At 43.1% G+C, this 15,086-nt stretch carries 9 protein-coding genes; all 9 read left to right on the top strand.

Translation table 11 applies throughout. The annotated features are described in order from the left end of the window. Nucleotide 1 precedes the first annotated feature (1 nt). The 9 genes from ACHUFA_RS01810 to ACHUFA_RS01850 all read left to right on the top strand — a co-directional run bounded on the left by ACHUFA_RS01810 (nucleotide 2) and on the right by ACHUFA_RS01850 (nucleotide 15,050). Nucleotides 2-2,104 (top strand): MucBP domain-containing protein, encoded by a 2,103-nt coding sequence (locus tag ACHUFA_RS01810; protein ID WP_394404737.1) that lies wholly within the window; start codon nucleotides 2-4, stop codon nucleotides 2,102-2,104. Nucleotides 2,105-2,276: 172 nt separating this feature from the next. Continuing rightward, a complete protein-coding gene (locus tag ACHUFA_RS01815) occupies nucleotides 2,277-2,720 on the top strand; it encodes a MarR family winged helix-turn-helix transcriptional regulator (RefSeq protein ID WP_222346770.1) in 444 nt (147 codons plus the stop codon). Nucleotides 2,721-2,758: 38 nt separating this feature from the next. Then, complete coding sequence (locus tag ACHUFA_RS01820) at nucleotides 2,759-4,591, top strand: ABC transporter ATP-binding protein (RefSeq protein ID WP_222346768.1); 1,833 nt, start codon at nucleotides 2,759-2,761, stop codon at nucleotides 4,589-4,591. Next, the gene (locus ACHUFA_RS01825; RefSeq protein ID WP_394404738.1) at nucleotides 4,581-6,350 is read left to right on the top strand and encodes an ABC transporter ATP-binding protein; all 1,770 of its coding nucleotides are present in this window, start codon (nucleotides 4,581-4,583) and stop codon (nucleotides 6,348-6,350) included. Before ACHUFA_RS01820 ends, ACHUFA_RS01825 begins: the two co-directional genes overlap by 11 nt. Before the next feature lie 160 nt (nucleotides 6,351-6,510). Next, nucleotides 6,511-8,043: a helicase HerA-like domain-containing protein gene (locus tag ACHUFA_RS01830; RefSeq protein ID WP_394404739.1), complete on the top strand. Its 1,533-nt coding sequence runs from the start codon at nucleotides 6,511-6,513 to the stop codon at nucleotides 8,041-8,043. A gap of 88 nt (nucleotides 8,044-8,131) precedes the next feature. Next, a complete protein-coding gene (locus ACHUFA_RS01835; RefSeq protein WP_394404740.1) occupies nucleotides 8,132-10,363 on the top strand; it encodes a heavy metal translocating P-type ATPase in 2,232 nt (743 codons plus the stop codon). 73 nt (nucleotides 10,364-10,436) lie between these two features. After that, nucleotides 10,437-10,919 carry a thiol peroxidase gene (tpx, locus tag ACHUFA_RS01840; protein ID WP_394404741.1) on the top strand — a complete coding sequence of 161 codons (483 nt, stop codon included), beginning with the start codon at nucleotides 10,437-10,439 and terminating at the stop codon, nucleotides 10,917-10,919. 63 nt (nucleotides 10,920-10,982) lie between these two features. Beyond that, nucleotides 10,983-11,684 carry an ABC transporter ATP-binding protein gene (locus tag ACHUFA_RS01845; protein WP_394404742.1) on the top strand — a complete coding sequence of 234 codons (702 nt, stop codon included), beginning with the start codon at nucleotides 10,983-10,985 and terminating at the stop codon, nucleotides 11,682-11,684. A gap of 9 nt (nucleotides 11,685-11,693) precedes the next feature. After that, nucleotides 11,694-15,050, top strand: coding sequence for an FtsX-like permease family protein (locus ACHUFA_RS01850; protein ID WP_394404743.1), 3,357 nt, complete (start codon nucleotides 11,694-11,696; stop codon nucleotides 15,048-15,050). The last annotated feature ends 36 nt before the right edge of the window (nucleotides 15,051-15,086 follow it).

A 15,086-nucleotide genomic window follows, 5' to 3' on the forward strand; every position in this document is an offset into this window, starting at 1 on the left:
ATTGATCAATTCAGATCAGGATGTAAATCTAGTTGGCCTGTCAACTACTAATCTGACTGTTACAGATAAGACTATAAAAGTTACAGAAAGAAATACATACTATCGTTCAGTTCTTGATGAAGGAGACCATACAGAGGCAGGAACATTGACACAGTCTCTAAAACTTGTGCCAGCAGGAACAGGGACAGTACAATTAAAAGGTACAGTTACAACAGTAACTTTTAAGCTTTCACATGACGCAGTACCGTTTTCTGCATTTTCTAGTGCTACCTATGGAACAGGTAAAGCCTTCTTTGATAAGCATATCGGTGTACGCGAACACGAAATCTATACGGATGGAGTTAATGGAGCCAATAAATTTTGGAGTGATTTCGGGCGTTATGGATTTACTGAATTTTCCAATGATGATCTCTTCCGTATGTCAGTCCGCTTGCCTAATGTTGGTAAAGTGACTGTTGAACATCAAATTATTGACGATATTGGAATTGTTATCGGAACTTTAGCAGAAGAATCCACTGTGAAAGAAAATGAAACAGTTGGTACTGCTTATGTTACACAACCGCTCGTTGGGGATAAGCTTTTAAAAGATGGCAAAACTTATGAATATGTCAAAGTTGCTCCAACTTCAGCGCCAGCAAATGGTGAAGTAAAAGCTGAAACTCAACACGTTATCTACCAATACCGTGAAGTGAAAACTGGTGGTGAAGTTGTTGAAAAACACGTTATCCAAGGTACGGATAAAGAATTGGTAACAGCCGACGGTTCAGCGACTGTGGCAACTGTTAAAGAAGCTGGTTCAGCGATTGATGAAGCTTACGAAACACAACCTAAGCCAGGTTATCTCTATGACAATAAGGGCAATGCCTACAAGTCAAACGGTGATACAGATGGTAAGGACAACAACGCAACTGGTACAGTCACTGCTGGCAAACAAACAGTTACATTCGAATACGTTCCAGTAATCGGTAACGTGGTTGTAGATTACGTTGACGAAGCGGGTAACCCAATTCCAGGTGTTGCTCCTAAAAATGTTAAAGAAAACGCTCCTGTAAATAAAAACGGTAATCCTTACGACACCACAACAGAAGATTTCCGTCCTAAGACAGTAACTTCAACAGATGGTATTGAGTATGAGTTGGTAAAAGAAGAGCCAAAAGACGGTTCAGCTACACCAACAGGCAATGTTGAAGAAGGCACTAAGACAGTAACTTACGTTTACCGTAAGGTTGTAACCTCAACTCCAGAAACACCAAAAGGTAGCGTAACCGTCGAACACCAAATCGTTGATAAAGACGGTACGGTTATTGGTAGCCTCCAAGGTACAACTCCAGTTGTTACTGCCCAAGAAGTTGGTACAGGTTACAACACAAGTGCTCTTGAAGGAGACAAGTTGGTGAAAGATGGTAAGACCTATGAGTTTGTGAAGATTTCAGACACCTCAGCGCCAGCAAATGGTCAAGTTGCAGAAGGTACACAACACGTTGTTTACCAATACTGCGAAGTTGTAAGCCCAACTCCAGAAACACCAAAGGGAATGGTTATGGTTCATTATGTGGATGAAAATGGTAAAACCATCGCATCTTCTGTGACAGATACCCCAGCTTCGCCAGTAGATACTGACTACGATACCACGGACAACAAACCGTCAACAATTGAATTTGATGGTAAAACCTATGAGTTGGTACCAAGTTCAACAATTGGTGCAGAAACTGGTAAAGTTGTAAAAGGAAATACTGAAATTACTTATGTTTATCGCTTGAAAGAAACACCTGCTAAGACAGTTGTAACCCACCATGTTGATGAAGAAGGTAATAAAGTAGCTGACGATGAAGAAGGAACAGAAGATACGAAGACTTCTTCAGAATTACCAGGCTATGAGTATGTGACAACAACTACTGATAAAGAGGGCAACACAACACATGTTTACCGTAAAGTAGTGTCAGTCACTTCAACAGATACGCCAGTAACTCCGGCTACACGCAATGCAAAAGTTTTACCTCGTACAGGTGAAACAAGCAGTAACTTATTTGCTTTAGGTTTGGCAATTTTGGCTGCAATGACTGGAATCTTTTTCTGGTCAAAAAAGAAAGGAGATAAAAATTAATTAGTTTCATACTTCTAAAAAGAAAACTCGGCAAAACACTCTCTTTGATGGGAGTGTTTTTGTTTTCAGAAAGTTTTTTGAAAAAAATAGTTTTCATGAGAACTTTTTTCTTGACTTTATCCCTATCTAGTGTATAATAGTTATCATGATAACTAATTGAATGGAGATAGTCATGGAAACCCCACTTCAACAGCTTCGGAGGTTGGTCAATCAGGTTGAAAAATTTTTAGATAAAGCAGCAATCGATTGCGGTGTGGAGCATTTAGCAGGCCCGCAAGGTTTTATTGTGAAGTTGCTCTATAAAAATCCTGAGCAGATTTATTCGATTAAAGATGTTGAAGATTCATTAAAAATCTCCAAGTCAGTTGCTTCGAATTTGGTCAAACGGATGGAGAAAAATGGATTTATCCAAGTTCAACCATCCCAGAAAGATAAGCGCGTCAAATACCTTGCCTTGACGGACTTAGGCCGAGAAAAAGCAGTTCAGTTTGAGAAGTTTGTAGTCTACATTCATGAGACCATGTTAGCGGATATCAGTCGTGAAGAGACAGAAGTTGCTCGTGGTGTGATGAAGAAATTATCTCAAAATATTCAATTAGATGATATCGAATCCTAAAGGAATTTAGGATTCTTCACTTTTTAAAGGAGTAATGCATGTTTAAGATTTTTAAACGGTTGAATGCTAGAGAATGGGGAATGATTGCCTTGAGTACGGCCCTCATTTGTTTAGCAGTATGGATGGACTTGAAGAGTCCAGAGTATATGTCAGATATTACCTCGCTCTTGCAGACTAAGGGAACAGAAGTGAAGGATATTTTAGAACCAGGTTCTAAGATGATGGCCTTCTCGTTGGGAAGTTTCTTAATTGCGGTAGCTGTCGGTTTTCTGGCATCTCGTACGGCAGCTAGCTTTACTACTCGTCTGCGTGGGGATATTTTTAATCAAGTCATGGATTATTCAGATGCGGAAATCAAGAGATTTTCCATTCCTTCTCTTTTGACACGAACTACCAACGACTTGACCCAGCTACAGATTCTCATCACAATGGGGATGCAGGTGGTGACACGTGGTCCAATCATGGCGGTTTGGGCTTTGACTAAAATTTGGGGTAAGAGTGATGAATGGACCAGTGCGGTAGCAGTTGCCGTGCTTATAGTGCTCATTCTATTGACGACTTTGCTGGTCTTTGCTTTTCCAAAACAGCGTAAGGTGCAGGGCTTGACAGATGCCCTCAATGCGACAACGCGTGAGTCCTTATCAGGTGTACGCGTGGTTCGTGCCTATAATGCAGAGGACTATCAAACTGAGAAATTTAAGGAAGAGAATGCAGGTTTGACCAAACTCAATCTCTTTGTTTTCCGTCTCATGTCGCTCATGAATCCAGTTATGACAGTAGTAGCATCTGGCTTGACCTTGTCCATTTACTGGATTGGGGCTCATTTGGTCAATGACATCAAGATTCCAGCCATCAATCAAACCAGTCCAGAAGCCATGCAAATTTCTGCTTTAGCCATAAAGGATGCCATTGGCGACCGTGTTTCACTCTTTTCTGATATGGTGGTCTTCTCATCTTACGCCATGCAGGTTGTTATTGGTTTTATGATGATGATTGCGATTTTCATTATTATGCCTCGTGCTTTGGTATCTACACGTCGGATCAATGAAGTGTTGGCATTAGAACCATCTGTTCAATTTTCAGAAAGCTCAAAAGAAGGAAATGGTCAAACAGGGCAAGTGGAATTCCACGATGTTTCCTTCCGTTATACCAAAAATTCTCGTGCGGTGATCGAGCATGTTTCCTTTACCGCCCAAGCAGGTCAGACCGTAGCCTTTATCGGGTCAACTGGTTCAGGGAAGTCAACTCTGGTCAATCTCTTGCCACGTTTTTATGACGCGACGGAGGGCTGGATTAAGGTGGATGGTGTCAATGTCAATGACTATTCACATGATGACCTCAATAATAAAGTTGGTTACATTCCACAAAAAGCAGTGCTCTTTAGTGGTACTATTCGTTCTAATATGACATTTGGTTTGTCTGAACAGTCTCCATTGACCGATGAACAAATCTGGGAAGCCTTGGAATTGGCGCAAGCTAAAGACTTTGTAGAAGCTAAGGAAAAAGGTTTGGACGAAGAAGTTTCCCAAGGCGGTACAAACTTCTCTGGTGGTCAAAAACAACGTTTGGCTATCGCCCGTGCCTTGGCTCGTAAACCCGAAATTCTCATCTTTGATGATTCTTTCTCTGCCTTGGATTACAAGACAGACCGCATTTTGCGCAAAGAGTTGAAGGAAAAAACGGCTGAAATGACCAAACTGATTGTAGCGCAACGGATTTCAACCATTATGGATGCGGATTTGATTTTGGTATTGGATCAAGGTAAGGTTGTTGGTCAAGGAACGCACAAGGAACTTCTTACGACCAATGAAGTCTACCAAGAAATTGCCTATTCACAATTGTCTAAGGAGGAGTTGGAAAATGGAAAATAAAAAACAAGAAAAAAGCCTATTTGCCAATCTGGCTCCCTATATCAAAGGCTACAAGGGATTCTTTGGAGCAGCGGTTGTCCTAGCAGTTATTTCAAGTATCATCACGGTTATCGGTCCTGACCGTCTCAAGGAAATGACAGACCTCATGATCAAGGGACTGACAGGTGATATCAATCTAACCAAAATCGGTGAAATTGCAGGTCAACTGGCCCTCCTTTATGTAGCTGGTGCTCTCGTCTCTTACTCAGCTAGTTTTATCGTGACTACCATTATCCAACATTTTGCGCAACGCATGCGGAATGCGATTGCGGATAAAATCAACAAAATTCCTCTCGGTTACTTTGATAGTCATTCACAAGGAGATACTCTTTCTCGCGTCACGAATGATGTGGACTTGATGACTCAATCATTCAACCAGTCCTTGGTAGCTATGGTGGCCTCAGTTGTGCTTTTGATTGGCTCTATCTTCATGATGTTTAAGACAGACTGGCATTTGGCAACAACGGCTATCCTCTCTGTCTTTGCAGGATTTGCTCTTTCTACCATTATTATGGTGAAAAGTCAGCCACTTTTCAAAAAGCAACAAGTCAACCTAGCTAATATTTCTGGTTATGTGGAAGAAATCTATACAGGACATAATGTAGTAACTAGCTACAATGCCCGTCAGCAAGCCAAGTCTGATTTCAAAAACCTTAACGACAAACTCTATAACTCTATGTGGAAATCACAATTTTTCTCAGGAATTATGATGCCACTTATGCAGTTTATTGGGAACTTTGGTTATGTTATGGTCTGTGTGGTCGGTGCGGCACTTGCGCTTGACGGGACTATTACTATGGGAACCATCGTCGCCTTCATGACTTACGTGCGTATTTTCACGCAACCTATCGGACAAATTGCACAAGGGATTACCCAGTTGCAATCTGCTAGCGCAGCTATGGGACGTGTTTTTGAATTCCTTAATGAAGAGGAAATGGAAGTAGAAGAAGGGAAGACCAATCGGCTAGAAGCTGTTAAAGGTCATGTAACCTTCGACCATGTTCACTTTGGTTACAATCCTGAGAAAACGATTATTCACGATTTTACCTCTGAAGCCAAACCAGGTCAGAAGGTGGCGATCGTTGGTCCAACGGGTGCTGGTAAGACGACAATCGTTAATCTGCTCATGCGTTTCTACGAGATTAATTCTGGTCAGATTGCCATTGATGGTGTTAATGTTCACGATATGAGCCGTACAGAAGTTCACGATGCCTTTTCAATGGTGCTGCAGGATACTTGGCTCTTTGAGGGAACTATCAAGGATAACCTCATTTTCAACCAAGATCACATTACCGATGAGCAGGTGGAGGCTGCGGCCAAGGCTGTCGGTGTACATCACTTTATAAAAAACTTGCCAAATGGCTATGACACAGTACTGGACGACTCAGTGACCTTATCAGTTGGACAAAAGCAACTCTTGACCATTGCGCGTGCTCTGTTGAAAGATTCACCATTACTTATCTTGGATGAAGCGACATCATCGGTTGATACACGTACGGAAGAATTGATTCAGAAAGCGATGGATAAACTCATGGAAGGACGTACTTCTTTTGTTATCGCTCACCGCTTGTCAACCATTCGCAATGCGGACCTCATTCTTGTCATGAAAGACGGGAATATCATTGAGCAAGGAAACCACGACCGACTCATGGAGCAAAATGGTTTCTACGCTGACTTGTACAACAGCCAATTCACCGAAGCCAGTGAAGAAGTGGCTTAAGAGAGACTGGACTCGGTTCATAAGATATGAACGGTAACTATTTTCTCTAAGTAAAAGAACTTGAGACTTTGGTCCAAGTTCTTTTTTCGTGTCTCCAAGAGGAAAATCCTATTTTGATATGGTAAAATAGAGAAAAGTATACAAGAAAAAAGGAGACCTTATGTCTGATACAATTCAATTTGGTTACGGGAAGGCGACTGCGCAATTAGTGCTAAAACGCCTCAATCGCCATGGTATTATTGCTGGTGCGACGGGGACAGGGAAAACAGTGACCTTGAAGGTCTTGGCGGAGCAGTTGAGTGATGCAGGGATTCCAGTATTTTTGTCAGATATCAAGGGTGATTTGACTAGTCTGACTCAGGAAAATACAGGTAATATTGCTGCGGAGCGTTTGACCGCAACCCACTATGATGACTACAGTCCAGCTAGCTACCCTGTTGAGCTCTGGGATGTGATGGGGGAAAATGGTCTGCCTGTTCGGATGACTATTTCTGAGATGGGACCGGTCCTTTTGACACGTTTGTTAGGACTCAATGAGACCCAGGAAAGCATTCTCAATATTGTGTTCAGTGTTGCTGACGAAAAGGGGCTCTTGCTCATCGATATGATGGACTTACGTGCTATGCTCAATTATGTCGCGGAGCATGCCGCAGAGTTGAGTCAATATTATGGCAATATTCCTGCTCGTTCCGTTGGGGCAATCTTGCGTAGTCTGGTCGTTTTGGAGCAACAGGGCGGCAAGATTTTCTTTGGCGAGCCAAGTTTGGAAATTGCTGATTTGATGAGAACAAATCAAGATGGTCGTGGTATCATTAACATTCTCAATGCTACTCAGCTCTTCAACCAGCCTACACTTTACTCCACTGTGCTCTTGTCTCTCCTAGCAGAACTCTATGAAACCTTGCCTGAAGTGGGAGATCTGGATAAGCCTAAAATGGTCTTCTTCTTTGATGAGGCTCATGTTCTTTTCAAAGATGCGCCTAAGGTTCTCTTGGAAAAAATCGAACTTATTGTCCGTCTCATCCGTTCAAAAGGTGTCGGTGTTTTCTTCGTTACTCAAAATCCAACAGACATTCCAGACAGCGTGGCTAGTCAATTGGGCAATCGGATTCAGCATGGTTTGCGTGCTTTTACTCCCAAAGAGCTGAAAACAGTTGTGACAGTTGCCGAAACCTTCCGTCAAGAGGATGGGTTGGATTTGGCCAAGGTTATCCAAGAATTACAGGTGGGAGAAGCGGTCGTATCAACTTTAGGTGTTGATGGTACCCCAAGTTTTGCGGATCGGGTGATGATTTACCCACCAAAAAGTCTTTTGGGGACTGCAGACCCAGTAGTAGTGCTGTCGTTGCTCAATAATTCGAGTTTAATGGACAAGTATGCGGAAGCTATTAACCGCGAGTCAGCTCATGAGCAAATCGCCGCTATGACTCAAGAAAAAGAAGCTCAACTGATCAAAGAATCTGAAGAGGCGGAAGCTAAGAAAGCCCGAGAAAAGGCTGAAAAGGATGCTCAGAAAGAAGTTGAAAGACAGGCAGAGGCTCAAGAAAAAGCCAGTCAAAAATCTGCAAAGACAAGTAGTCGCTGCTCAGACAGCCCTATGGACCGCTTCACAAAAAATATCATGAGTGTAGTGGGGCGTGAGGCAGGACGTATTCTGGTACGTGGCATTACAGGTATGCTGAAAGGTAAATAAAAAGAGGGGAAACCTTCTTTTTTATTTCATTTTTGTTTACAAGTGTAATCAAATTTGTTAAAATGAAAAAACGAGAAGGGGGAACATCATGGCATTAGAAACCTACAAAGTTGAAGGAATCACTTGCGCAGCTTGTTCCATGACGGTGGAAAAAGTTGTGGGCAAGCAGGTTGGTGTAGATCAAGCTGTTGTCAATCTAGCGACAGAAAAGTTAACGGTACGTTTTGATGAAGAGAAACTATCGCCTGAAAATCTTGCACAAGTTGTTGAAAAAGCTGGCTACCATCTAGTTTTAAATCCAGAAAAGGAAAAAGAAGTCGATAAACCATCACGCGAAAAAATTTTGTGGCAACGATTTATCTGGTCGACAATTTTCTGCCTACCCTTACTCTATGTTGCTATGGGCAGTATGATTGGTCTTCCTTTGCCTAGAGTTATTCAACCCATGCAGCAACCTCTGCATTTTGCTTTTTTACAACTGATCCTGGTCTTACCCATCGTCTATCTTGGTCGTTCTTTTTATCAAAATGGCTTGCGCAGTCTCTTTCTAGGTCATCCCAATATGGATAGTTTGATTGCTGTGGGGACAATGGCTGCGCTAGGACAGGGTCTGGTGATGACGCTGTTAGGAATGATTGGGAAGATTTCTTTTGGCCATCATCCCGAACTCTATTTTGAGTCTGCGGGTGTCATCTTGACCCTCATCACTTTGGGCAAATACTTGGAGGCTGTTTCAAAAGGAAAAACCTCTACAGCTATTCAACATTTAGTAGGTCTTGCCCCAAAAACTGCACACCTCATTAAGGGGGATCAGGTAGTAGATATTCCTGTTTCAGATTTGATGATTGGGGATATTTTACAGGTTCGTCCTGGAGAAAAAATTCCTGTGGATGGTCTTTTATTGGAAGGTCAATCTCGTGTGGACGAGTCCATGGTGACAGGGGAAAGTCTACCCGTTAAAAAAGTAGTGGGAGATCAGTTGATTGGAGCGACTATCAATGAAAATGGCTCCTTCACTTTTCAGGTAACCGAGGTTGGGCAGGATACCGTTTTGTCGCAGATTATCAAGTTGGTCGAAGAAGCACAGGGGTCAAAAGCTTCTATTGCCCGTTTGGCGGATAAGGTGTCAGCGGTCTTTGTTCCGACGGTTATGATCCTAGCGACCTTGGCTGGTCTGGCTTGGTTTTTCCTTGGTGGCCAGTCCTGGACCTTTGCCCTCAATATCGCCATTTCTGTTCTGGTGATTGCCTGTCCTTGTGCTCTTGGTCTAGCGACTCCAACAGCTATCATGGTGGGAACAGGTCTCGGTGCGGAGAAAGGGATTCTCATCAAGTCGGGTTCAGCTTTGGAACAGGCTCAGTTGATAGATACAGTTGTCCTTGACAAGACAGGAACCATTACAGCAGGTCAGGCTAGTGTGACAGATATTTTTACGGTCAATGGGGTGTCGGAAACCGACCTATTGACTCTGGCAGCATCAGCAGAAAGAGGATCTGAACATCCTCTGGGTCAGGCAATTTTAACAGGATCCAAGGCAAGAGGGCTAACCTTACAAGACTGCCAAGAGTTTGAAGCCTTGTCTGGACGTGGGATTTCAGCAATCTTAGATGGAAAGCAAGTCTATCTAGGAAATCAGGCACTGATGGAAGAAATTGGTGTGGACATTTCGAAAGGACAGACAGTCAGCCAGACCTATGCCAAAGCAGGAAAGACAGCTGTTTTCGTGGCTTATGCGGGACAATTGATGGGGCTTATCGCCGTAGCGGATCCTGTCAAATCAACTAGTCGTACAGCTATAGCACACCTACAAGACATGGGACTAGATGTGGTCATGTTGACAGGAGACAATGAAGTGACAGCGCAAGCTATTGCCAAAGAAATCGGTATCTCAAAGGTTATCAGCCAAGTGCTTCCCGAGCAGAAATCGACAGCTGTTGCTGATTTACAAGTGCAAGGGAAACGAGTTGCCATGGTGGGTGATGGAATCAATGACGCTCCCGCATTGGCTCAAGCAGATGTCGGGATGGCTATGGGAACTGGAACAGATGTGGCGATTGAGTCGGCAGATCTCGTGCTGATGCAAGGAGATTTAGGAGTGGTGGCTCGTGCCTTAGAGCTTAGTCGTGCGACCATGCGGACCATCAAGCAGAATCTTTTCTGGGCCTTCGCCTATAATGTAGTAGGCATTCCTATTGCTATGGGCTTGCTATATATTTTTGGCGGACCACTCCTCAATCCTATGTTAGCCGGTGCAGCCATGAGTTTGAGCTCCGTTTCTGTCTTGCTCAATGCTCTGCGTTTGAAAGCTGTTAAAATCTGATGAAAATACCAGTCAAATGATTGGTATTTTTTCTATAGAACGCTTACAATAACATTAGAAAGCGAGGAGAATCATGACAACATTTATCGGAAAAGAAGTAACATTAGTAGGAAAACAGCCACAAGTTGGAGAAATTGCTCCAGATTTTATTTTGATGGCTAATGATTTGACCAAGAAAAGCCTGGCAGACTTTTCAGGCGTAAAAGTGCTCAGTATCTTACCGTCTGTAGATACAGGAATTTGTTCTGCTCAAACTCGCCGTTTTAACCAAGAATTATCAGACATGGAGGGCGTGACAGTTATCACAGTTTCAGCTGATTTGCCATTTGCACAGGCTCGTTTTTGTGGGACAGAAGGGCTAGAGAATGCTATTACCCTTTCGGACTACTATGATCATTCTTTCGGGAAAACCTACGGCCTTCTCATGGAAGAATGGAATTTACTAGCGCGTGCTGTTTTGATCTTAGATGCAGATAACAAGATTCTTTACACAGAATATCTTGAAAATGTCAACGAGCATCCAAATTACGAAGCTGCCTTGGCAGTCGTAAAATAGGACACAATAGAACCGGTCAGGTTCTATTTTCTATGCTATAATAAAGTTAGAAAGAGGTGTCGTATGGCCTATATTCAAGTGAAAAATAGTTCTAAGTATTATCAAGTTGGTGACAACACAATTGTTGCGAATCAGGATGTGAATTTTGAGATTGAAAAGGGAGAGTTGGTCATTATACTCGGATCTTCAGGTGCTGGGAAGTCTACTATTCTCAATATCTTGGGAGGTATGGATACCAATGATGAGGGACAGGTCATTATTGACGGAGTGGACATTGCCCAGTACAATTCACGTCAACGGACCAATTACCGCCGTGATGATGTGGGCTTTGTCTTTCAATTTTACAATTTGGTAGCGAATTTGACGGCTAAGGAAAATGTAGAGTTGGCTTCGGAAATCGTAAAAAATGCTATGGATCCCGTTGAAATTTTGACGGAAGTTGGCTTGGCTCACCGCCTTAATAATTTTCCAGCCCAGCTTTCTGGTGGGGAGCAACAACGTGTTGCCATTGCCCGTGCGGTCGCAAAAAATCCCAAAATTCTTCTCTGTGATGAGCCGACAGGGGCGCTCGATTATCAGACAGGTAAGCAAGTCTTGCAAATCTTACAGGATATGTCCCGTCATCAAGGAGCAACGGTCATCATTGTGACCCACAATGCAGCCCTGGCTCCTATTGCAGATCGGATTATTCATATGCGAGATGCCACCGTCAAGTCTGTTAAGCTGAATCCCCAGCCTCAAGACATTGCCACACTGGAATATTAGGAGTTTCCTATGAAAAAAGTTTATTGGAAAAATCTAGCCCAGTCCATATGGTCTTCAAAAGGTCGTTTTTTCTCCATTTTTAGTCTTATGTTTATCGGAGCAGTGACCTTAGTGGGCTTAAAAGTGACCTCTCCAAATATGGAGCAGTCCGCCCAGTCCTATATTGACAAGACCCAAATGATGGACCTAGCAGTCATAGCAGAAATGGGACTGGATAAGCAAGATCAGGCAGAATTGAACAAGCTCAAAAATGCCACTGTCGAATACGCCTATATGACAGATGTAACGCGTAAGGGGACGACGGATGCTATTCGTATCTACTCACAGACCAAGCAAGTCTCCCTCTTCCAGTTGGAATCTGGAAGTCTGCCAACTCAGGCCAATGAGATTGCTCTTGCGACCATTCTCCAGAAGGATTACCAGATAGGTGATCTTATTTCCTTTACCCAAGCAGATGATGGGGTCTTGAAAGAGACTACTTTTAGAGTAACTGGTTTTGTGCATTCATCTGAGATGTGGAGTACTAAGAATCTTGGAAATTCTAGTGCCGGAGCTGGGAATCTGTCTGCCTATGCTGTTACAACTCCCTCAGCTTTTGATTCAGATGTTTACATGATTGCCCGCATTCGCTATGAGGATTTGAAAGCGGTGGGCTATACAAGTGTTTGCTATGACGAGCGTTTAGCCCAGCACCAAGAAGAGCTTGAAAAACGACTCTCTGACAATGGGAAGAAACGATTGACCACAGTTAGGACGCAAGGACAGAAGGAGATTGCTCAGGGACAGGGGAAAATTGCTGACGCAGAAAAGGAATTGCGCCAAGCAGGTCAACAACTTTCTGATGGCGAGCAAGAACTAACTGACGGAGAAAATCAATTAAGCGCCGCCCAAGCCCAGCTAGCTGATAGTCAAGATCAAGTGCAAATCAGTCGAGACCAACTTGCCCGTACTGCAGCTGCTTTAGCTAGTAAGAAAGCAGAGCTAGATACAGCAAAAGTACGGTTAGACCAAACTCATAAGCTCTTACAGGATAAGCGAAACCAGCTAGATGAAGTCAAAATGCAATTAGCTCGTGCTAGAGAAAACATTGCCCAGAAACAAGTTGAACTTGATACGACTGCTGGACAAATCCAATCAGAACAAGCCACTCTTGAAACTGCTAAACACCAATTGCAAGAGAAAATGGATGCCATAAAGTTAGCAGGAGAGTTTGTAGAGAATCATCCCGAAATTCAAGCGGAACAAGCCAAGCTCGCTCAAGAGGAATTGTTTGTTCAACAAGCCTTGAAAGACTACAATAAAGGATTTCTTTTCTTAGAAGAGGCCAAGAAACTTTATCAAGAAAAAGAGACAAATTATCAATTAGGTGAGAGTCAGTATGCACATGGCTTGGCTCATTACCAAGATAGCTTAGCGGCTTATGAGTCGGGCTTGTCTCAGTACCAGGCAGGAGAAGCAGCCTATCAAGCAGGTATAAAAGAGTTACAAAGTGCTCAGTCGCAACTAGAGCAAGCGCAGGCAAATATTCTTGATAAGGAAAAGCAATTAGATCAATCCAAGACGGAGATTGCGGAAGGAAAAGAGAATTACGCCAAAGAAAAACGACAAGCTGATCAGCAATTATCTAGTTCCAAAAAAGAATTAACAGAGGCTGAAAACCAACTCAAACAGCTAGAAGAGCCTAGCTACAACATTTATAATCGAAAAACTATACCGGGTGGGACTGGGTATGAAAACTACCGTGTAGCTACAGGCTCTATCTCTGCGGTGGGAACAATTTTTCCCCTAGTCCTCTATCTGGTGGCTGCCATGGTAACTTTTACAACGATGACACGTTTTGTTGATGAAGAACGTACCAATGCAGGAATTTTCAAGGCTTTGGGGTATACCAATCGTGATATTATTCGTAAATTTGTCCTCTATGGCTTTTTGGCAAGTTGTATAGGAACCATCGTAGGTGTCCTTGCAGGAAGCTATTGGCTTTCGCCAATCATCAGTCGTATTATTACGGAACAGATGGTCTTAGGAGACGTAGAGTTGCACTTTTATCCCGTCTGGCTGCTCGTAGGCCTCCTACTAGGGTTCTTATCAGCTATTTTACCTGCCTTTTTGGTAGCCTACCGTGAACTCAAGGAAAATGCAGCTCAACTTCTATTACCAAAACCACCTGTATCTGGGTCAACTATTTTATTAGAGAAAATTTCCTTCATTTGGAAACGATTGACCTTTACGCAGAAAGTCACGGCTCGCAATATTTTCCGCTACAAACAGCGGATGTTCATGACGATGTTTGGTGTAGCTGGTTCAGTGGCTCTGCTCTTTGCTGGTTTGGGCATTCGTTCTTCCATTTCAGGCTTAGTCAATCGTCAATTTGGAGACTTGCTGCATTACGATATGATAGTGGTCAAGAATACTGGCGCTAGTCAGTCAGACTTGACTGCGGTAGAAGAAGCCATGCAGTCCAAGGAGATTTCCTCTTCTTTAGCACTTTTCTATCAGAGTTTGGAGCAGTCCATTCCTCATCATGCTGACAAGCAGACGATTAGCCTCATCGTAACGGATCAATCGGAGAAATTGGATGCTTATCTCTCGCTGGTTCACCGTCAAAGGAAAGAACCATTAGTTTTGACTGACAAAGGGGCTATTTTAACAGAAAAATTAGCCAAATTATACGAAGCCAAAGTTGGGGATACTGTTCAGTTGACCCTTGACAGAGAAAACGTCAGTGTTAAGGTAGCCGGCATTGCAGAGATGTATGCGGGGCATTCGGTCTATATGACGGCTGACTATTATAAAAAAGTCACGGGCACAGATTATCCAGAGAATGCTTGGTTGCTTCGTCTCAAGCATACAAGGTCTAGTGCCATTAAGAAGAATGCAGCGCAGTTTCTCGGAATGACTGGTGTATCTGCAGTGGTGCAAAATACGACCATGATTTCTACGATTGAACACTTGGCCCAGTCTCTTCAGTCCATCATGCTGATTTTGATTATCTTATCTGTCCTTCTAGCCATTGTCATTCTCTACAATTTGACCAATATCAATGTGGCAGAGCGGATTCGAGAACTGTCGACCATTAAGGTGCTGGGCTTTCACAATAAAGAAGTGACCCTTTACATTTATCGGGAGACTATATTGTTGTCGTTTATCGGTATCCTGCTTGGTTTGCTGGGTGGTATTGGCTTGCACCTTCTTATCCTCAATATGATTGGCACGGACTCTATTGTGTTCAATCCAAGTGTAACATGGGATGTTTACCTGACGCCTATCCTGGTCATCTTTAGCATATTGGCGGTCTTGGGCTGGTTTGTCAATCACCACCTTCGAAAAGTAGATATGCTCGAGGCCCTCAAGTCTATTGAATAAACGAAGACCAGCCTAAATTGGGCTGGTTTTATGCTA

Source organism: Streptococcus hepaticus, from assembly GCF_043656315.1.
Lineage (GTDB): Bacteria > Bacillota > Bacilli > Lactobacillales > Streptococcaceae > Streptococcus > Streptococcus hepaticus.

What these genes read in the sequence shown, in the direction of transcription:
- ACHUFA_RS01815 (WP_222346770.1), top strand. Translation starts at nt 2,277, where the DNA reads ATGGAAACCCCACTTCAACAGCTTCGGAGGTTGGTCAATCAGGTTGAA.
- ACHUFA_RS01820 (WP_222346768.1), top strand. Translation starts at nt 2,759, where the DNA reads ATGTTTAAGATTTTTAAACGGTTGAATGCTAGAGAATGGGGAATGATT.
- ACHUFA_RS01825 (WP_394404738.1), top strand. Translation starts at nt 4,581, where the DNA reads ATGGAAAATAAAAAACAAGAAAAAAGCCTATTTGCCAATCTGGCTCCC.
- ACHUFA_RS01830 (WP_394404739.1), top strand. Translation starts at nt 6,511, where the DNA reads ATGTCTGATACAATTCAATTTGGTTACGGGAAGGCGACTGCGCAATTA.
- ACHUFA_RS01835 (WP_394404740.1), top strand. Translation starts at nt 8,132, where the DNA reads ATGGCATTAGAAACCTACAAAGTTGAAGGAATCACTTGCGCAGCTTGT.
- tpx (WP_394404741.1), top strand. Translation starts at nt 10,437, where the DNA reads ATGACAACATTTATCGGAAAAGAAGTAACATTAGTAGGAAAACAGCCA.
- ACHUFA_RS01845 (WP_394404742.1), top strand. Translation starts at nt 10,983, where the DNA reads ATGGCCTATATTCAAGTGAAAAATAGTTCTAAGTATTATCAAGTTGGT.
- ACHUFA_RS01850 (WP_394404743.1), top strand. Translation starts at nt 11,694, where the DNA reads ATGAAAAAAGTTTATTGGAAAAATCTAGCCCAGTCCATATGGTCTTCA.